The organism is Acinetobacter bouvetii DSM 14964 = CIP 107468 (assembly GCF_000368865.1).
Classification (GTDB): domain Bacteria; phylum Pseudomonadota; class Gammaproteobacteria; order Pseudomonadales; family Moraxellaceae; genus Acinetobacter; species Acinetobacter bouvetii.
Window position 1 is genome coordinate 741234 of record NZ_KB849727.1, and the last position, 20283, is coordinate 761516.

Genomic DNA, 20283 nt, shown 5'->3' on the forward strand with positions numbered 1-20283 from the left:
TTATGCAACAGCCTCTAATTCCAGCACTTTTGCCAAAGCTGCTAAGAACTTCGCATTTTCTGCTTCGGTGCCAATAGATACACGCAAATGATTTGCAATGCCCACCGGACGCACAATGACGCCTTCTTTCAGCAGGCCATTGAATGTTTGCGCAGGATCTGCCTGTACATCCACCAAAATAAAGTTGGCGCGTGAAGGCACATAGTTTAAGCCCAGCTTTTCAAAACCCGCCTGCAGCTGCGCCATGCCTGTTTTGTTCACTTCGCGAGATTTTGCAATAAAATCTTCATCTTTTAGGGCAGCAACCGCAGCCACCATCGCCAAGTGGTTCACATTGAATGGCTGGCGGATACGGTTTAAATAATCAGTCACTTCTGCAGATGCCAAAGCAAAACCGACGCGCAGCGCTGCCAAGCCATAGCATTTAGATAATGTGCGGCTGACAATCAGGTTTGGATACTGTTCTAAGAATTTCAGGCTGTTGAAGTTTTCCGGGAAATATTCCACATAGGCTTCATCCAGCACCACAATCACATCAGCGGGCACTTTTTGCATGAAAGCATCAAATTCAGCTTCTTCAAACCAAGTTCCCGTCGGATTGTTCGGGTTGGCAATAAAAATCAGCTTGGTATTTTCTTTTACCGCCGCAGCCATTGCGTCTAAGTCATGCGCAAAGCCTTTGGCTGGCACTTCGATTGCTTCTGCATTAATGGCTTGCGTAACTAAGCTGTACACAGCAAAAGCATGCTGGCTGTACACCACAGAATCGCTTGAAGATACGAATGCGCGGGCAAACATTTCCAAAAGGTCGTTTGAACCGTTGCCCAGTGTAATACGGTCATGCGCAACACCAAACTGCGCTTGCACTTGGTCTTTTAAAATAAAACCGCCGCCGTCTGGATATCGCCCAATTTCAGCCAACTCTGCTGCAACCGCTTCTTTCACCTTATCTGAACAGCCCAATGGATTTTCATTTGAGGCTAATTTGACAATATCAGTAATCCCCAACTCGCGTTCAAGTTCACTGATCGGCTTACCCGGTTGATACGGCTTAAGTTTTGCGATGCCTTCATTGGCTGGGACAAACGTCATTTTACACTTCCGATGATTTCAAGTGATACATGCACTGAACCTCAATGAAGATTCAGTGCCTGTGATTTATAAAACGGCAATAGGATATGAACCCAATACGCGAAGCTCTTTCACCAATGGGCGGATTTCTTCCAGAGCAGCTTTGACATTGTCCTGCTCGACATGGCCTTCCAAATCAATGAAGAACACATAGGCCCATTTTTCAGGCAGCGCTGGACGGGTTTCAATACTGGTCAAACTGATTTTATGCTTAGCGAACGGCGCCAAGATTTCCAGCAATGCGCCAGCGCGGTCATGTGCTGAAATTAACAAAGAGGTTTTATCATTGCCGCTTTGCGGAATTTTTTCACGGCCAATCACCAAGAAACGTGTGGTGTTTTCTGGGTTGTCTTCAATGTTGCTGTGCAGAATTTCCAGGTTATAGATATTGGCAGCCACTTCTGACGCAATCGCGGCAGAATGCCATTCATTGCGGATACGGCGCGCCGCTTCTGCATTTGAGCTGAGCGCTACGCGTTCCACACCCGGATAATGCGCATCCAGCCAGCTGCGGCACTGCGCCAACGTTTGCTGATGCGCATAAATCTGCTTAATGCTGTCTTTGCGGGTATTTTCAGAAATCAAAAATTGGTGATGAATGGGCAATTCAACTTCGCCAATCACATTTAAATGCGAAGTTTTAAAGCAGTCCAATGTATGGTTAACCACGCCTTCAGACGAGTTTTCCACCGGCACCAGACCATAATGCGCACTGCCCGCTTCAACTTCACGGAAAACTTCATCAATCGTCGGCAATGGGCGGATCACTGCATCCTGACCAAAATGCTTTAACACGGCTGAATGCGTATACGTGCCGACTGGGCCTAAAAATGCAATGCTTTGCGGGGCTTCCAGCGCCAGGCAAGCCGACATAATTTCACGGAATAAGCGCGCCATTGTAGCGTCTGACAGCGGACCTTCATTGCGCTCCATAACTTTGCGTAAAACTTGCGCTTCACGTTCAGGACGGTAAAACAGCGGGTTCTCTTCAGCAGCAAATTTCGCTTTAGCAACGGCTTCTGCCAATTTTGCGCGGCGGTTTATCAGCTGTTGAATCTGCATATCAACCGAGTCAATGTCCTCGCGGATTTGAACTAGGTCAAGAGAAGCCGTGGTGTTCTGATCGTCATTGATCATTGTTATGTCGCCCTTCAAAATCATGGTTGCAAACAGTATAACAATAGTTAGGTTTCAAATGTTGCGCAATACGACATTGATTGATTCAGCCTTAAAAACATACAGTTGTTTAAACCATCAGCAGTGCTGAAAAACCTCATCAAAAAAACAAATATAAGGACTGGAATAAACAAAGCGGTTTAGCAATCCTGTTACCTCCATTGTATGCGAAGCGCCAAGCCGCTGATGCATCATTTCCCGATGAGCACAGATGTTTTATCTATAAAGAAAACCATGCAAAGTGATAGTTTTTTAAGCAAAAGTCATTTAGATTTGAAGATCAAGGCTTTTCCGCCGCAACCAAAATCCATCTATTTAAAACTGAATACATTTTACTTTTAGCAAATGTTTTCAATAACATTATTAGACCAATATGCTGCAAAGCAATCACAGATTTTTAATATTTTTCCTATAGTCTTTTAGAATGCAATACTGGAACAGGAATTTCGCTCATGCGCAAAAGAATCGCGGTACTGGTCACTCATGATTTTGAAGATTCAGAATATGCCGAGCCGGTTGAAGCATTCCGCGCAGCCCGGCATTGCATTTCCAACATTGAGCATCGCGCCGGCAATATTGTCTATGGGAAAAACAGAACCTACGCCGTCACTATCGACCAAAGTATAGACCACGTTTCAATTCATGATTTTGATGCGTTGCTGATCCCTGGAGGGCACTCACCCAGCTTGCTGCGCAGTGATGAGCGCTATGTGGAGTTTGTCCGTGATTTTGCCGGCGCCTACAAGCCGATTATGTGCATTTGCCACGGACCGCAGCTGCTGATTAATGCGCAAGTGGTGAAAGGCCGCAGAATGACCTCGATTGAACCTATAATGATTGAACTGCAGAATGCAGGCGCCGTCTATTTTGACAAGCCGGTCGTGAATGACAATAATTTATATATTACTTCCCGCGCGCCGGCAGACCTGCCTGAATTTATCCGTGAAACGCTGCATGTTCTCAGCCAGTAAGCCGCAATAAAAAAGAGCGCGGAAGCTCTTTTTTATTGCCTGCCTGCAGCCATTAGCGGCCTAACATGCCGCGCGCGACAATTTCTTTCATAATTTCATTGGTGCCGCCATAAATGCGCTGAATCCGCGCATCGACAAAGAAGCGTGAAATCGGATATTCAGTCATATAGCCGTAGCCGCCAAACAGCTGCAGTAAATTGTCTGCAATCTTCATCTGCATATCTGTTGAGAAACTCTTTAAGGCAGCTGCGGTTTCTACATCTAATTTGCCTTGCATATACAGTTCAACATTGCGCTCATAAAATGCTGCTGTAGCCAGTTCATCTATTTTGGCCTGCGCCAAGACAAAGCGGGTATTTTGGAACTGGCCTACCGCTTGGCCAAAAGCCTGACGCTCTTTGACATATTGAACAGCCAAATCAATAGAGCCGCGGATGGCGCCTATTGCCGTTGATGCGATGGCAGTGCGTTCACGCGGCAATTCCTGCATTAAATAAGCAAAACCTTGGCCAGCCTGCCCCAAAAGCTGTTCTTTGGGAACTTTAACATTGTCATAGAACAGCTCCGAAGTGTCCTGTGAATGCAGGCCAATCTTGTCGAGGTTTGTCCCCTTCTTAAAGCCGTCTAAATGCGTATCTACCAGCAGTAAAGAAACGCCTTTTGCGCGCGCTTGCGGATCTGTTTTCGCCGCCAGCACCACTAAATCTGCATGCTGTCCATTGGAAATAAAGGTTTTAGAACCATTCAGCAGATAATAATCGCCTTGCAAAATTGCGCTGCTGCGCATGGATTGCAAATCTGAACCTGCCCCCGGCTCGGTCATGCCAATTGCGCCCACGACTTCACCGCTGACCATTTTCGGCAGCCAATATTGCTTTTGCTCTTCTGAGCCAATGTGCAGAATATACGGCGCAGCAATTTCTGAATGGCATGAAATGCCTGTCGACAGCGCACTGAATCCCGCACGGGCAGACTCTTCCACCAGCATCAGAGAATAGTGTGTCGGCACCCCATATCCGCCATATTCTTCTGGCACATCTACGCACAGGAAGCCATTTTCACCTAAAGCAGTCCAAACCGAACGCGGCATAATACCCTCACGCTCCCATTGCTCATAATGCGGCGCAATCTGTTCCTGCATAAAGCGGCGGAAATTATCTCTAAATAATTCTAAATCTGCATCATAAGCCAGCATGGCGCATTTCCTTGTTCACATTGTTGTTTTGATTCACACCATCCTATTCGAGTTTTTTGCATGCGTCATGAAAGAAAACCTCAGCGTTCAAATTTCGCGGCCGCTGAATCATGTAGCCCACAGCGGACATAAAAAAAGGAAGCCGAAGCTTCCTTTTTAACAGCAAAACAAATTAAGCATGCGCCTGATTGTTTTCCTCAAGCATTTTGCGGTCAACTTCTGCAGGATTATTCAATGCATCATTCAGCTTATCAGTATCTAACTGGCCAACCCATTTTGCTACCACAATAGTTGCCAAAGAGTTGCCGACCAAGTTGGTTAATGCGCGGGCTTCTGACATGAAACGGTCAATACCTAAAATCAATGCCAAGCCTGCAACAGGAATATGGCCGACAGCAGACAATGTCGCCGCCATGACAATAAAGCCTGAACCTGTTACGCCAGCAGCGCCTTTAGATGAAATCAGCAGCACCGCTAAAAGCGTAATTTCATGCGCTAAATCCAACTGTGTATTAGTCGCTTGCGCAATAAAGATTGCGGCCATTGTTAAATAGATGGATGTACCGTCTAAGTTAAATGAGTAGCCGGTCGGAATCACCAGACCCACAACCGATTTTTCACAGCCGGCAATTTCCAGCTTTTTCAGCATGCGCGGCAATACAGATTCAGAAGATGATGTGCCCAGTACAATCAGCAATTCTTCACGAATCATGCGGATCATTTTTAAAATACTGAAGCCGCTGAAACGCGCGATAGAACCCAATACAATAAAAATAAACAGCAAGCACGTGATATAGAAGCAGATGATTAATTGCGCCAATTGAGCCAAAGAACCAATGCCGTATTTACCAATCGTAAATGCCATTGCGCCAAATGCGCCAATTGGAGCCAGCTTCATGATCATGTTCACAATGTTAAAGAATACATGTGAAATTTGGTCAATAAATTTCAATACCGGCTTGCCTGCATCGCCTAATTTATGCAGCGCAAAACCAAACAGCAGCGCAAACAGCAGGACTTGCAGAATTTCGCCTTCCGCAAATGCGCCAACAACGGTATTTGGGATAATATGCAGCAAGAAATCAACTGTCGATTGCGAAGCGCCAGATTCTACGTATTTAGAAATGCCCGATACATCTAAAGTCGCAGGGTCGATGTTCATGCCCACACCCGGCTTGGCGATATTAATCACCAGCAGGCCAATAACCAATGCCAGGGTCGACACGACTTCAAAGTAAAGCAGCGCGATACCGCCGGTTTTACCGACAGACTTCATGCTTTCCATGCCGGCAATACCGCTGACAACTGTACAGAAAATTACAGGCGCAATGATCATTTTGATGAGCTTAATAAAAGCATCACCCAATGGTTTCAGCTGCTCACCCAATCCAGGTACGCTTTGTTTTACGCCGTTTACTATTTCAGTGGAACTTGGTGAGAAATGCCCCACCAGAACACCCAAAATAATAGCAACAATAACCTGAAAATACAGCGACTTATAAATTGGTTTTTTCGTCATGAGAATACTTCACGATCAGCTTCCGTTTCCAGAAAATTTCCATTTTTATGTTTATTTCCTAAGAAATAAACAGCCCAAACTCATTTGCCGCTGACAAAAGAGCACTATCGTATTGAATATCATCCAATACTTAAAAAATCTTAAAAAGTGTGAGTGTGATTTTTAAGGGGAAAAAAACCACGTCAAGCCAACATTACATGCAGTAAATGCTCAGGAGATAAAGAACACACAAGAATACGGTTAAATTTTACCAATTTCTTAAGCCGATTTTTTGCCTTAAATGTTAAATTTGATCAATAAACGCTCATTTTTTATTAGACTATAGTCTAGCATCTACTAAATGGTCATAAAAAATTGGCTGAAAAATACCAAATGAAAACGTAAACTGAAATGTTTGCCTATACTTTTAAAAAATCCCGTCCCATGAATACCAAACGAAATATTTATAAAGATGCTGAACATCCATTTGCCCAATTTATCCGCATTATCGGCAAAGGGAAAAATGGCGCCCGCTCATTAAGCTATGACGAAGCCTATCAAGCCTTCAGCATGATTTTGAAAGATGAAGTCCTGGACGTGCAATTAGGCGCATTTCTGATGCTGCTGCGGGTAAAAGAAGAATCGGTAGATGAACTGGCCGGTTTTGTACAGGCGACCCGTGATCAATTAAATTTTAAATCTTTACAGGTCGATTTAGACTGGTCTTCATATGCAGGAAAACGCAAGCACTACCCGTGGTTTTTACTTGCGGCGCTGACTTTGGCAAAGCATGGCTATAAAGTGGTGATGCATGGCGCATCAGGACACACAATTAACCGCCTGTATACCGAGCAGGTTTTAGAATACCTCGGTTACCCAATCTGCAGCAGCGATACTGAAGTGGAAGCACAGCTGGCTGAACGGAATTTTGCTTATCTGCCTTTGCATGCCATTTCTCCAATCCTCAGCGATTTAATTGCCCTGCGCAATGTGATGGGGCTGCGTTCCCCTATTCATACTTTGGCGCGATTGATTAATCCATTTAATGCCAAAGCCACGATGCAGGCCATTTTCCACCCGGCATACCGCAGTTCACATCAGCAGGCCGCTTTTAAACTGGGTTATCAGAACAGTGCTGTCATTAAAGGCGAAGGCGGCGAGTTTGAGCGCAATCCAGATGCAAAAACCTTAATTTGCGGCATTCAGGATGGCGAGATGTATGAACATGAATTGCCAAAACTGACGGTCAACCGCAGCCCAGTCGAAGAAGAATTGGATTTAGCGGTCTTTAAGGCGGTTTGGGAAGGCAAACAAAGTCATGAATATGGTGAACTTGCAGCTGTAGAGACCATGGGCATCGCGCTGTATGCCATGGGCGCCGTCCGCAGTTTTGAAGAAGCAATGCCGCTGGCTCAAAACCTATGGCTGAAACGCGGCGCTGCATCTGGAATTGCGGAATAAATTGCTGCAAGATTAATACAGAGCAAGATGAGATCCGCTAGGCATAGCGGATCAGCCATGCTAATTTACTTATGTGCATCCGTTATCATAAATAAAATAAAGAGGGACCCACATGGCAATATCAATGCATACCCGCGCTGCGGAAAAAGAATCGCAGGCCCGCAACGCCTTATTTGACGCCATTAGTTTTAGAAACTCATTTACCCAAGTGGTCATGCAGTTTATCCAGCATCATTTAGACACCATCCCTGACGCATATTGGACTGCGCATTTTGGCAGCCCTAAACCAAGCACAGAACAAATTATTGATAAATTGGAACTGGATGACCATTACGCGCTAAATGCCGATGATTTGACCGATGATGAAATCCTGTTTCATGAAAATCATTTAGATTTTGTACTGCCTGCAGATGTCAGCATCTACGCGCTGTGTGTCAGCTTTGAAAATGGCAAAATGTACAGCATCAGCATTGCCAATTAAAAAGCCAGCATTATGCTGGCTTTTTAGAAGCTGTGCCGAAATCAATCACACAAAACGAATTGGCTTGAACTCTGGCTCTTCAACATGAGAATCACAATGTTCATCTTCTTCTTTGGTTCCGCGGTCTATGTAGCCGCTGCGCTCAGTTTCCGGTAAATTCTTAATTTCCCATGCATAGACCGCTTGCATGCAGGTTTTACGCTGTTCTGGCGTAAGCGCCACGCCATTGGGCCATTTTCCAATTTCAATTGCTGTCTTTAATCGTGCAACAATTTCAGGATCGAGTACAGCAAGCATTTGTTCAATATTCATGGGCTAATCCTGTTTAAATGAGTCAAAGTCTTGATTCCAGCCAAGCTTGGTACGGCAAGCCATATAGAAGTCATAACCTGGCGGGTGAAGCAAATTTAGTTTAAATGGGTGCTTACGGATGTGTAAGCTGTCGCCGACACCCAGCGTTACACTGTTTTGGCCGTCCGCGCTGACCATGGGCAGCACGCGGTTTTCACGGATGAAAATCTTAATTTCACTTTGGCCGCCCACCACAATCGGGCGGGATGACAGCGTATGCGGATGCATCGGCACTAAAGCTATCGCATCCATGCTGGGATGCACAATTGGCCCGCCGCCAGACAGCGCATAGGCTGTAGAACCGGTCGGTGTAGAGACAATTAAGCCATCACTATGCTGGCGGTAAACATACTGACCGTCAATATTCAATTCAAAGTCAATCATGTGCACCGATTTGCCTGAATGCAGCACCACATCATTTAAGGCAATCGCGTCATAAATAGTTTCGCCTTTTGAGCGGATTTCAATTTCCAGCAAAAAGCGCCGATCTTGCTGAAACTCACCTTTCAATACTTGATCCAGCTTAAAAATCACTTCTGTTGGCTTGATGTCAGTTAGAAAGCCTAAACGTCCGCGGTTGACCCCGATGACTGGGGTATTGAACTTGACCAGTGACCGCGCGGCATGCAGCAAAGAACCGTCACCGCCGACAACGATGACCAAATCCACGACTTCACCCAGCAATGCCTTGCTGACCGTTTGGGTATTGCTGTAAGGAACCAGCTGTGCTGTTTCCGTATCAAAAACCGGATGCAGCCCTAAACTCAATAAATGATCATGTATCAGGCATAAGGTTTCAACCACTGACGATTTGTCAGGACGTCCAATTAATCCGATATTACGAAAAGCCTTATGTGAAATATGCACCTGCGCCATTGCTCCGCTACGCCTCATGCTTATCATAGCATTAACGCTTTTGATTTAAAAAAACTTTGAATTGCAAATTAATCAGACCTCAAACTTCTTATTTTGCATAGTTATACAGTTTAAATATTGCAAATTACGCAAAAGCTTCGCATGATTAGCAAAATTTCTCAGGATCTTATAATAATTTATGAAGTCTGAACGCGGCATAGGCGCTATCGCATTTATTTTCTGTATTTTGGTCATTGGCGCATTCGTCGCTTTCAGTGTGTATCTGATCAAAATTGATAATGTGGTAAGGGCCAAATTTGAAGGACAGCGCTGGGACATTCCTGCGAAAGTATTCGCACGCCCAATGGAAATCTTTACCAATGCGCCTGTCAGTCAGGATGATATGCAGGAAGAGCTGAAAATGCTCGGCTACAAAAATGCTGAAAGCTATGCAAAGACTGGCAGCTATGTTACTTCCGGCAACGAAATGTATGTGCATACCCGCGGTTTTGACTTCGGCGACAGCCTTGAGCCTGAGCAAGTCTTAAAAATTTCATTTGGCAAAGACACGGTTACCGATGTCAGCGCAACCAAGCCGTCATCAAATGGCATTGCCCGTTTAGAACCTTTATTGATCGGCGGCATTTATCCGCAGCACAATGAAGACCGCGTGCTGATCAAGCTGAAAAATGTGCCTAAGCCGCTGATAGAAGCCTTAATTGCCACCGAAGACCGCAATTTTTATCACCATCATGGCGTATCCGTGCGCGGCACTGCCCGCGCGATCGTCAGCAACGTGACAGGCGGCAAGCGTCAGGGCGGTTCAACTTTAACTCAGCAGCTGGTCAAAAACTTTTACTTAAGTCCTGAGAAAACACTTAAGCGTAAGGTCAATGAAGCGCTGATGGCGCTGCTGATTGAGCTGCATTACGATAAAGATGAAATTCTTGAAGCGTATTTGAATGAAGTAAATTTAGGCCAAAACGGCAACTATTCGATTAATGGCTATGGCTTGGCATCGCAGTTTTACTTTGGCCTGCCTTTGCGTGAGCTGAATATTGCCCAGCAGGCTTATCTGGTCGGGTTGGTGCAAGGGCCAACACTGTATAATCCTTGGCGCAACCCGGAAGCGGCTATAAAGCGCCGCAATATTGTGCTGAACAATATGCTGGTGATGGGCTACTTAACTCAGCAGCAATATGAAATAGAATCTGCGCGTCCGCTCAATGTTATTGCAAAACCGACCCTTGGCCCTGCCCGCTTTCCGGATTTCTTAGATATTGTCCGCCGCCAGCTGCGTACAGAATATCAAGAAAGCGACTTGACCAACCAAGGCCTGAAGATTTTCACCACTTTAGACCCCTTGGCGCAAACCCGTATTCAAAACAGCTTTAAAGAAACTGTAACGCGTTTGAGCAATGCCAACCCAAACCGTTTGAAGGAACTGCAAGGCGCAGTGCTGATTACTCATCCTGAAAATGGCGAATTAGTCGCGGCTGTCGGCTCTACGCAAGATTTTACCGGTTTTAACCGCGCTGTAGATGCCAAACGCCAAGTTGGATCTTTGCTGAAACCAGTGATTTACCTGAGCGCAATTGAATCTGGACGCTATAACTGGGCCAGCCCAATCGAAGACAGCGCCATCAGCATTCAAAGCGAAGGAAAAGCCTGGACGCCGAAAAACTACAGTGGCGGCGAACACGGCGTTGTTCCAATGGTGCAGGCGCTGTCACAATCCTATAACCTGGCGGCAGTGCGCTTAGGTCAGGAATTTGGCATTTCAACCTTCATTAACCATCTGAAAAAATTTGGCGTCACCTCAAATATTCCCAGCTACCCATCCATTTATTTGGGGGCGGTCGATATGTCGCCAATGGATGTCATGAGCATCTATGGCAACTTTGCAACAGGCGGCTTTAAATATCCAGTAAAGTCAATCCGTTCAGTTGTAGATAACAATGGACATACGCTGGAACGCTACAGTTTATCCGTGCAGCCGACCATTGACCCTGCTGCGGCCTATGTCTTGAACTATGGCTTGCAGCAAGTGATGAATTCAGGCACTGGCCGCTCAGCCTACAGCACTCTTCCGACTTCACTGGAACTGGCTGGAAAATCAGGCACCACCAATGATACCCGCGACTCATGGTTTGCCGGTTATGCTGGCAACTATGCTGCCGTAGTTTGGCTGGGTCTGGATGACAACAAAATTACCGGATTAACTGGCTCTTCAGGCGCATTGCCGGTTTGGATCAATGTGATGAAACAGCTGCGCCTGAAGCCGGTTAATTTACGCCAGCCTGCCGATGTGCAATGGCATTGGCTGGACAGCGCTACCGGTGAACTGTCTGCATCCGGCTGCGCAGGCGCTATTCATATTCCGCTGCTGCGCAGTTCTATGCCTAACCGCGCAACGGCATGCGGCCAGTCACAATATGAAGTGCAGCCGCAGCCTTACACAAGCGATACTGAAACCCCTCAAGAAACTGCCCCGCAAAATGATAGTTTAGACAACTACATCCGCGAGAGTGATTCGGGTACAGAGCAAGACTCATCTGATAATCCGCGTGTCATTTCCAGCGGCAGTTTTAACAACTGAGGTTAACCATTGATTTTAAGAAAGACGCTGATCAGCGCAATTGTATTGGGTCTTGCAGGCTGCCAAAGCCTGCCGGCTCCTGAGCAGAATGCGCCAGAGAAAAAAGTACAGAAAGAACCGCCCAAAGAAATCCGCGATCCTTCCGGCGTTATGATTCATCCTTATGACCGCCCTGACATTGAGCGCAAGCGCCTTGTGATTCCGGAACAGCAGGAACGCGTTCAAAGATTTGAAGATGGCCGCAACCTGCCAGCCTTTAAAAAGCTCATGCAGCAGACACAAGCGTTTTATGCCAAAGGGGAACTGAATAAAGCTGAAGATAGCGCAATGCAGGCACAGCGCCTGGCGCCGCAATCAGCTGAAACCTTTATGTACCTGGCAATGATTGCCAGCCGCAAAAATCAGCCAGCCAATGCCGAAGCCTTGGCGCAGCGCGGTTTAAGCTATGCGCAAAGCGGCCCGATGAAAAAGCAGCTCTGGAAAATTATTCTGCAGGCTGGACAAAAGCAAAAGAAAACCCAAACCATTCAAAAAGCACAGCAAGCATTAAAATCCCTTTAAAGGGCTTTTAATGCTGAAGGCTGGAATTTTTATAGAAAGCGCGCACCTGCAATGCCATAGCCATGATGATGCTGCACATCAGTTAAGCGCTCTGGCGTCATCCCGCCCAATGCAAATACGGGAATATCCAATTGCTTTGCTATCTGCGCAAACTGTTCCCAGCCTAAAGGCCGCGCATCCGGATGTGTTGCTGTCGGCAAAACAGGGCTGAGCAGAATGGCATCACAGCCTATGGCCTGCGCGTGCAAAGCAGAGATTAAATCATGACAGGCTGCAATATGGCGGCAGCCAATTTTTAAATCACCTGGCTTCAAGTGCATCAATTGCGCCTGCTTAAGGTGAATTGCGCCTATATTCTGCTGCTGAATGCTGTTCAGCTGCTTCCAGAGTTCTATATTGATGATCAATTTATCCAGCAGATTAATATTGCATGCCGCCAGCGCGATCAAATTTTCCTGATTCGCCTCAACCCGCCAATACATCAGCTGCTGCGCATTCAGCTGCTCCACTGCAGACAGATCACTAGAAATCTTGATTTGATGCTGCCAATGCAGGCGCTTCAGCATTGCTTTATTGGCTTTCGGAAAATTTAAACCCAGCAATTGATCACGGCTGTACCATGTCCACGGCTGCTGAATTTCATTCAGCAGTTCATCAGGCACTGCGGCTTGAAACACATGCAGATTCACCACGACATCATCATATTCATGGCGGATAAAATCGAACGCTTGCCAATTGTTCAGCCCTATGCCGACCTCTTCATATATTTCACGGCGGCAGGCTTCGGCAGGTGTTTCGCCATCTTCGACTTTTCCGCCTGGAAATTCATGCTTATTGCCCTGATGCTGCGATGCTTCACGCCAGCCCACCAAAACTTTCCCCTGATGCAGCAAAATGCCGATCGCTATATGCAGATTTGGCTTTGACATAAAACCGGTTCCATTTTGTTAAAATTTTACTGAGTGTAAGCAAATTTGAGTTTTTTATAAAATATTATCATTTACCGTTGACAGGTCTATTCGATAATGATTATCATTTAAATCACTCAAACACACCACGGAGTCAACGGAATGAACGCACCATTTAGCTTATTTACACGCCACACAGAATCTCATCATGCATTGCCAATGCTGCACTCGAATAACTTATTTGCATTAGGCCGTGAAATCCGAATCATGCACGCGGGTGAAGAATACCGCTTACGTTTAACGCGCAACAACCGGCTGATTCTCACAAAATAATTAAAATAGCGAAAGAATAATAAACGTGGGAATAAGCAGTATGCGCTACTTCATACTGCTTTTTTTAATGCCGCTGATTATATTAAAAAATGAAAGCGCAAAAAATCAGCTGATCCGCTCTGCCTGAGGCAGCAGAATTTGCACTTGCAAACCGGCCATGGCCGACTTTGAAAAGACCACTTCGCCTTGATGCAATTCGATAATTTTTTTACAAATGGATAAGCCGAGCCCCGACCCTTGAGTTTGCGTACCCAAAGCGCGGTAGAAACGTTCACCTAAGCGCGCTAAAATCTCCTCAGTAACCTCTGTGCCATTATCCTCAATCTTCCACTCCACCTGCTGATTCACTTCTGTCATCTGAATCTGCAGCTGCCCATTGCGGCTGGCGTAGCGCACGGCGTTATCCACTAAATTGCGCAGGCAGGTAAACAGAAGCTCTGTATTGCCAAAGACCTGCAACGGACTCGCGTGCACCGCTACATGGATTTCTTTTTGCTGTATAAATGGCGCGAGCGCCTGCAGCACCTCATGTGTGACGTCGGCCAAATCAATGCGTGTTTTGATTAAATCATTTGGCTTGGATGGATCCAGCCTTGCTAGCAGCAGCAAGTTTTCCAGCACTTGCGTGCCACGGCTGACGTCCTGCTGAATTTGCAGCAATTCTGCCGGCAATTGCGGATGATCCTGATATTTACGCTTTAAAACCTGCACCCGCATTTGAATGGCCGACAGCGGAGAACGCAATTCATGTGAAGCATCTGCGGTAAAACGCTGCTCTGCAAGCAAAGCCTGCTTGACCCGTTCCAGCATATGATTGAGCTGCTGCACCATCGGCTGCAGCTCAGCCAATTCAGGCTCAGGTGAGTTAATCGGTTCTAGATCATCAGCGCTTTTTTCTGAGATTTGCTGTGATAGAGCATGAATATTTTTAAATTGCCGCTTTACAGACAGATGCACAATCAGCCATTGCAAACACCACAGCACCGCTAAAACCGCCGCATAACCCGCCGCCGTAGAAATGATCTCTGCAAAACGCACGTCTAATGGCTGCACGGCATACAGCGTCATCCCTGATTCATTTTGAACATAAGTCCGCCACAGTTCCCCTCTATGCCACATGATGGAGTAGCCATGTTCAGAATGATGCTGCGCCAAATACTGAAAAACTTCATTTTGCGCATCTTCAGACTGGGTCAGGGTTTGCCCCTCATAAATCAGGCGGTAATGAATATCAAACTGGTCACTCAGCTCATCAATTTGATGTCCCGAACTATGCGCTATATCAGTCAGCAGCAGCATATCTGAGATTTCATCCATAATCTCATCCTGCAAATGCATGGTCTGATACACTGAAATGCCCAGCAGCAGCAGCAGGGAAATTAAACCCGCAGCAATCGAGCTGAAAACCGAGGTTTTGACCAGCCGATGCTGCAGCGAAACCGCCTGTTTTTTCTGCATGCCTTATTCCTGCGGCTGATTCATGCGGTAACCCAGGCCGCGTATCGTTTTAATGTACTGACTGCCAATTTTTTTGCGCAGCTGGTAAATAAAAACTTCAATGGCGTTGCTCTCAATTTCATCGCCCCATGCATACAGTGACTCTTCTAGCTGTTCCCGGGTAATGACATGTTCTGGCTTTTGCATGAGTTTATAGAGGATTTGAAATTCTTTGGCCGTCAGTGTCAGCGTTTCATCATTTTGAATGACAATTTTTGCCTGCGTATCCAAAGTTAAATCTGCGAAATGGATTTGCTGGCTATTCACACAATGCTTCTGGCGCATTTGCGAACGCACACGGGCCGACAGCTCTTCCAGGCTGAACGGCTTAACCAAGTAATCATTGGCGCCTAAGTCCAGACCTTCTACACGGTCTTGCACACTGTCCCTTGCCGTTAAGAAGATCACTGGCGTATTCAGCTGCTTCTTCCGCAGGGCTTGAAGAATTTCATCGCCTGTTGCCTTCGGCAAGCCGCGGTCCAGCAGTACGCAATCATATTGATGCTGCTCAATCGCAGAGATGGCAAAATCGCCACGCTCCACCCAGTCAATGCTGTAGCCATCCATTTCCAGCCAAGTTTTTATACTTTGCGCCTGAGAGGCATCATCTTCTGCAAGTAAAATTCTCATAAAGCCTCTGCCTATTGATTGCTAATCTTTGATTCATGATACTGCTTAAATTTCTTTACAGCATTGTTATTGCACAAATAAAAACAGCATGCCTATAGCAGTAGCGGCATGCTGTCCTTTGATTCAAAGCTGCTGTTCATTGGCCTATGCGCGGATTAGAACTTGACTGAATCCACATCAATGCTGACACGTTTTGCCGGCTTATAATCAATATCAATTTCGCCAGTGATGGTTACCGGTGTTTTGGCCAAGACTTTTTTGCCATGCCAAAGCTTGTCGTCAATTTCTACTGTAATGGTGCCAGTGCTGTCGCGGAACTGATATTTTTCATCGCCCAGCGACTTGACCACATGGCCTTTTAATTCAACTTTGGCATCATCTTTCATTGCCAGCGCCTGCTTCACTGTAACGGCCTTGGCAAAAGAAGCATGATTGACCGCTTCCTGCCCTGCATGCTCCGGCATTGCAGGCGCCTTTGCCGTATTCGCCATAGACACCGCTGATACAGCAGTAAAACCAGCAGCCAAAATGACTTTAGTGAACTTATTCATGGTCTAGCCTCATAGTTGTGTTGTATTGCGTTAAAATCATTTAAACAATTGCAAATGAACTGAACCTTAAGAGCGCATTGCCGGCTGAAAGCGCTACCGATCTTAATTCAGCGGCACAACCCTTAGCACCTCTTCTAAGGTGGTGATGCCGGCAACCACTTTACGCGCGCCCGCAATCCTCAGCGGCTCAATGCCTTCCTTGCGCGCCTGCAAACGCAGCTGGGCCAAGTCGGCATGGGCGCCAATCAAATGCTTAGCCTCCAAACTCAAGGGCATGAACTCATAGATGCCGACACGCCCTTTATAGCCGGTATGGCGGCAAGCCTCGCAGCCGACTGCTTTAAACACAAATTCAGGTGTTTTTACATTGTAGTCGAAGGTTAAATGTTTCCATTCCTGATCATTGATAAAGGTTTCTGCCTTGCAGTGCGGACATAACTGACGCACCAAACGCTGCGCTAATACCCCAAGGATTGTTGCTGCGGTTAAAAATGGCTGAACACCCAAATCATGCAGGCGGGTTAAACTGGACGGCGCATCATTGGTATGCAGTGTCGACAACACCAAATGTCCTGTCAATGCAGCCTGAATCGCCATATTGGCGGTATCCTGATCCCGGATTTCCCCGACCATAATAATATCCGGGTCTTGACGCATCAGCGCGCGCACACCGTCAGCAAAGCCAAGGTCAATGCCTGTATTGACCTGCATCTGGTTAAAGCTCGGCTCCAGCATTTCAATCGGATCTTCAATAGTGCAGACATTGACCTGTTCTGTCGCCAGCTGCTTCAGCGATGAATACAGCGTGGTGGTTTTGCCTGAACCCGTAGGGCCCGTCACTAAAATGATGCCGTGACTGTGGCTGGTCAGCTGATTCCATGATTCCTGCAGGCGGCCTTCAAATCCGAGCTGCTGAAAGCTTCGCACCAGCACGTCTGGATCAAAAATACGCATGACCATTTTTTCACCGAAGGCTGTCGGCAGTGTCGATAAACGCAGCTCCGTTTCCTGCCCTTTTGGCGTTCGGGTTTTTAAGCGCCCATCCTGCGGCTTGCGCTTTTCCGCAACATTCATGCGGCCTAAAATCTTGATCCGGGAAATCACCGCGGTCAAAGTATTCGCAGGCATGTTGTAAATGGTATGCAGCACGCCGTCAATACGGAAACGCACCTTGCCGGTATCCTTGCGCGGCTCTAAGTGAATATCGCTGGCGCCCTGCTCAAAGGCAAACTGCAGCACCCAGTCCACCAGCTTAACAATATGCTGATCATTGGCATCCGGGTTTTGCGAATCTCCCAGCTGCAGCAGCGCCTCAACTCCTTTATTTTCACGCTCATAAGACGATGATTTCTGCGATGAATTCACCGCACGGCTGACTTGGTAATATTCCACCAAATAACGCTGCAGCTGATCTGGGCTAAGCAGCACACGCTTAATCTTTCTTGGGAGCACTGTCCGCTCTAAATTGCCCACCCACTCAGATTTATAAGGCTGATCGGTTGCAATTAAGACATATTCATTTTGCAGCTCTACCGCCAAAATCTTATTGCGCATGGCAAATTCTTGCGACATGACACTGGTCAGCGCCTGAACATCAGCTTTTAAAGGATCAATAATATAAAACGGCAGATCGGCTTTTTCTGACAGCCACTGGCACAGCCGGTTCAGCGTTAATTTGCTTTGCGGATGGCTCAAATCGGCTAAATTGAAATTGGCAATCCACTGCAAAGGATGCCATTTCAGCTGATCACGCTGACGGTGCGTGGTTTGCACCAGCATTTTTTCACGTTCTGTAATGCGGCCGTCTTTTTGTAATTGCTCTAAACACCAAGAGGTGTCAATCTCAAAATTAAATGTCATTTGTTCATGTCCCCAAACATGGCCCAACTATAGCAAGTTTTCACAGCGCTGTTGCACTATAAAAAGGACTTATCTGCCGCTCACTGGCCTCCATATAATCCAATCTCAGAAAAATACTGTTAATACCCTATTATTTTTAAGGATTAGTGAATTTAAGCTGATTTTTGCTTGATCACCCCTGAACGCATCGCCTATATTTTAGACTCATATGCTCTTTTAAACTTAGGGGGTAATGCTTGGATTTTTCAATGCTTTCAGTCAGTACAGGTAATTTTCAGGAACTGCTTGCCATGTTTGCCTCTGCATTGGGATGCGGACTGCTGATTGGCTTAGAGCGTGAGCGCAGCAAGCAGCGGGAAAATCAGCACAGTTTTGCAGGACTGCGTTCTTTTGCTGTCTGCGCGCTGCTGGGCGCAATGTGCTTTTTATTGGGCCCTGCGGTTGGCATTACCGGCGCAATTATTGTTGGCGGCATTGTAGTGTTATCCCTCAAAAATCAGCCGGAAGATCCAGGCATTACCACTGAGCTTGCCTTTGTTATGACGTATTTTATTGGCGCTATGTGCCTTTGGAATGCGCCCTTAGCCGCAGGACTGTCGGTATTTTTGACTGTTATTTTAATGGCAAAACGCTCGATGCACAGCATTGCTGGAAAATGGATCACTGAAGCTGAATTCAGAGACGGCTTGTTCCTGCTGGCGCTGATTTTAATTGCGCTGCCTTTAACCCCCAATACGCCGCTTTGGGGAGCGGTGCTGAACCCCTATGTCATTTTAAAACTGCTGAGCCTGATTTTAGCGGTGCAGTCCTTAGCGCATATTGCTAAACGCCTGCTGAGCTCTAAAAATGCCATGATTTTGTCTGCTGTCGCGTCTGGCTTTGTATCCAGCACCGCAACGATTGCCAGCTTAGGCATGGAAGTCCGCGCCGGACGTGCAGATGCCAAAGCCAATGCAGGAGCCGCACTGATGTCCTGCGTCGCCACCTTGCTGCAGCTGCTGATTATTGTCGCCGGCGTCAGCATGCTGTGGCTGAAAACAATTATTCTTCCAACCATAATTGCCGCCGTGATTTTAGCCTGCTGCGCGTATTGGCTGCTGCGTACAGCGGCGCCGGCAGAGCAAATGATGCAGACGGATACCCGCATGTTCAGCCTAAAAGAAGCAGGCATCATTGCCTTAAGCTTAACGCTTATTCAAGCTGGCGTTTACGGGCTGAATCTATGGCTGGGAGACGCAGGCTTAATCGCAGGCACGCTGCTGGCTTCTTTATTTGAAATTCATGCGGCTATGGCGACAGTCGTCATACAAGGAACACCTGCGGATCAAGCGGTATTTTGGGCCTTCATTTTAGGACTGGGCGCGCACGCTGCGGCAAAGTCAGTCAATGCCTTACTGACCGGCGGCTGGAAGTTCTTTCTGGCCTTCGCGCCTGTGCAATTTTTCCACATGGCCGTGCTGATCGCCCTTTTATGGTGGACTGTAAAAATGTAATTACTTCGTGCACACAGTCAGACCAGTAATATGCACCACATCTGCTTCAACTTTAAATGCCGCATCGACGGCAGCAAAACGCAGCTTGTACACCCGGTCAGCATCGTCCTGATACGCAGGACGCGGATCCAGAGACAGCACTTGCTCCAACTCTTCAGTCATTTGCGCTGTGATATGCGACTGTTGCATCAAATACAGCTCATGTTGCTGCGCATCACTGGTCCAAAGCACCTGTTTGCGCTTCGGTTCTTGCTGCGCATAGCCGCTGCGCGCATCCAGCACCGCATCTGAATAGCGGATATACGGCTTGATATCAATAATCGGCGTTCCATCCAGCAAGTCACTGCCTGTGACATAAACCCGCACAGATTTACCAACTTTTTTTACTTCCTTCAGCTGCACCACCGAAAGTCCTACCGGTGCAGGACGGTACATGCTGCGTGTTGCAAATACACCGATTTTTTTATTGCCACCTAAACGCGGCGGCCGCACTTGCGGCCGGAATGCAGCCTGTTCCTGCTGATTTTTATTGTCATGAAATTGCCACAGCAGCCAAAGATGACTGAATTCATCAATCCCCTCAAATGCCAATTCATCATTATACGGCGCCTGCATTTCAATATAGGACTCTACCTGCACTAAATTGGGCTGGCGCGGAATACCGAACTTTTCTTTGTAGGGAGAATTCATATACCCAATAATTGGCAGATTTAAGCCGGTCATAATCACTTT

The 20283-nt window shown here is 46.7% G+C and carries 19 protein-coding genes; 7 read left to right on the forward strand and 12 right to left on the reverse strand.

Annotated elements, in window-relative coordinates:
• Both hisC and pheA read right to left on the reverse strand, forming a co-directional pair.
• Complete coding sequence (gene hisC / locus F941_RS10525; protein ID WP_005010986.1) at positions 1-1092, reverse strand: histidinol-phosphate transaminase; 1092 nt, start codon at positions 1090-1092, stop codon at positions 1-3.
• Positions 1093-1158: 66 nt separating this feature from the next.
• Positions 1159-2268, reverse strand: coding sequence for a prephenate dehydratase (pheA, locus tag F941_RS10530; RefSeq protein ID WP_005010987.1), 1110 nt, complete (start codon positions 2266-2268; stop codon positions 1159-1161).
• Positions 2269-2759: 491 nt separating this feature from the next.
• On the opposite strand from pheA, the gene F941_RS10535 reads away from it, so the two are divergent.
• Positions 2760-3278, forward strand: coding sequence for a type 1 glutamine amidotransferase domain-containing protein (locus F941_RS10535; RefSeq protein ID WP_005010988.1), 519 nt, complete (start codon positions 2760-2762; stop codon positions 3276-3278).
• A 52-nt stretch (positions 3279-3330) separates the two neighbouring features.
• On the opposite strand, the gene F941_RS10540 is transcribed toward F941_RS10535, so the two are convergent.
• Together F941_RS10540 and F941_RS10545 are read right to left on the reverse strand one after the other, a co-directional pair.
• Positions 3331-4473, reverse strand: a complete 1143-nt coding sequence (locus F941_RS10540; RefSeq protein ID WP_005010990.1) for an acyl-CoA dehydrogenase family protein — start codon at positions 4471-4473, stop codon at positions 3331-3333.
• Positions 4474-4645: 172 nt separating this feature from the next.
• Positions 4646-5992, reverse strand: coding sequence for a dicarboxylate/amino acid:cation symporter (locus F941_RS10545; RefSeq protein WP_005010993.1), 1347 nt, complete (start codon positions 5990-5992; stop codon positions 4646-4648).
• A gap of 423 nt (positions 5993-6415) precedes the next feature.
• Between F941_RS10545 and F941_RS10550 the strand changes: the two genes are divergently transcribed.
• Both F941_RS10550 and F941_RS10555 read left to right on the forward strand, forming a co-directional pair.
• Complete coding sequence (locus F941_RS10550) at positions 6416-7432, forward strand: glycosyl transferase family protein (RefSeq protein ID WP_035361876.1); 1017 nt, start codon at positions 6416-6418, stop codon at positions 7430-7432.
• A 112-nt stretch (positions 7433-7544) separates the two neighbouring features.
• The gene (locus tag F941_RS10555) at positions 7545-7913 is read left to right on the forward strand and encodes a hypothetical protein (RefSeq protein ID WP_005010996.1); all 369 of its coding nucleotides are present in this window, start codon (positions 7545-7547) and stop codon (positions 7911-7913) included.
• 45 nt (positions 7914-7958) lie between these two features.
• Here the strand turns inward: F941_RS10555 and F941_RS10560 are convergent, their stop codons facing one another.
• Positions 7959-8225: a YeaC family protein gene (locus F941_RS10560; RefSeq protein WP_005010997.1), complete on the reverse strand. Its 267-nt coding sequence runs from the start codon at positions 8223-8225 to the stop codon at positions 7959-7961.
• Between the two features lie 3 nt (positions 8226-8228).
• Positions 8229-9167: an NAD(+) kinase gene (locus F941_RS10565; RefSeq protein WP_026253353.1), complete on the reverse strand. Its 939-nt coding sequence runs from the start codon at positions 9165-9167 to the stop codon at positions 8229-8231.
• Positions 9168-9318: 151 nt separating this feature from the next.
• Here F941_RS10565 and mrcB point away from each other — a divergent pair, with 151 nt between their 5' ends.
• On the forward strand, positions 9319-11718 hold the full coding sequence (gene mrcB / locus F941_RS10570; protein ID WP_005011003.1) for a penicillin-binding protein 1B: 2400 nt from the start codon (positions 9319-9321) through the stop codon (positions 11716-11718).
• 9 nt (positions 11719-11727) lie between these two features.
• Entirely contained in the window at positions 11728-12279 is a 552-nt protein-coding gene (locus tag F941_RS10575; RefSeq protein ID WP_005011005.1) for a hypothetical protein, read from the forward strand.
• Between the two features lie 29 nt (positions 12280-12308).
• On the opposite strand, the gene F941_RS10580 is transcribed toward F941_RS10575, so the two are convergent.
• The gene (locus F941_RS10580) at positions 12309-13208 is read right to left on the reverse strand and encodes an NUDIX domain-containing protein (protein ID WP_005011007.1); all 900 of its coding nucleotides are present in this window, start codon (positions 13206-13208) and stop codon (positions 12309-12311) included.
• Positions 13209-13349: 141 nt separating this feature from the next.
• Between F941_RS10580 and hemP the strand changes: the two genes are divergently transcribed.
• Entirely contained in the window at positions 13350-13520 is a 171-nt protein-coding gene (hemP, locus tag F941_RS10585) for a hemin uptake protein HemP (protein ID WP_005011010.1), read from the forward strand.
• A 105-nt stretch (positions 13521-13625) separates the two neighbouring features.
• Here hemP and F941_RS10590 read toward each other — a convergent pair whose 3' ends face one another.
• From F941_RS10590 to F941_RS10605, 4 genes are all read right to left on the reverse strand, one after another.
• Positions 13626-14978: an ATP-binding protein gene (locus F941_RS10590; RefSeq protein ID WP_005011012.1), complete on the reverse strand. Its 1353-nt coding sequence runs from the start codon at positions 14976-14978 to the stop codon at positions 13626-13628.
• Between the two features lie 3 nt (positions 14979-14981).
• Positions 14982-15647, reverse strand: a complete 666-nt coding sequence (locus F941_RS10595; protein ID WP_005011014.1) for a response regulator transcription factor — start codon at positions 15645-15647, stop codon at positions 14982-14984.
• A 155-nt stretch (positions 15648-15802) separates the two neighbouring features.
• Positions 15803-16198, reverse strand: a complete 396-nt coding sequence (locus F941_RS10600; protein WP_005011015.1) for a NirD/YgiW/YdeI family stress tolerance protein — start codon at positions 16196-16198, stop codon at positions 15803-15805.
• Between the two features lie 102 nt (positions 16199-16300).
• Positions 16301-18058, reverse strand: a complete 1758-nt coding sequence (locus F941_RS10605) for a type IV pilus assembly ATPase TfpB (RefSeq protein ID WP_005011021.1) — start codon at positions 18056-18058, stop codon at positions 16301-16303.
• 248 nt (positions 18059-18306) lie between these two features.
• Here F941_RS10605 and F941_RS10610 point away from each other — a divergent pair, with 248 nt between their 5' ends.
• The gene (locus F941_RS10610; protein WP_005011022.1) at positions 18307-19551 is read left to right on the forward strand and encodes an MgtC/SapB family protein; all 1245 of its coding nucleotides are present in this window, start codon (positions 18307-18309) and stop codon (positions 19549-19551) included.
• Here F941_RS10610 and tsaA read toward each other — a convergent pair whose 3' ends face one another.
• Positions 19552-20274, reverse strand: coding sequence for a tRNA (N6-threonylcarbamoyladenosine(37)-N6)-methyltransferase TrmO (tsaA, locus tag F941_RS10615; protein ID WP_005011023.1), 723 nt, complete (start codon positions 20272-20274; stop codon positions 19552-19554).
• Between the last annotated feature and the right edge of the window lie 9 nt (positions 20275-20283).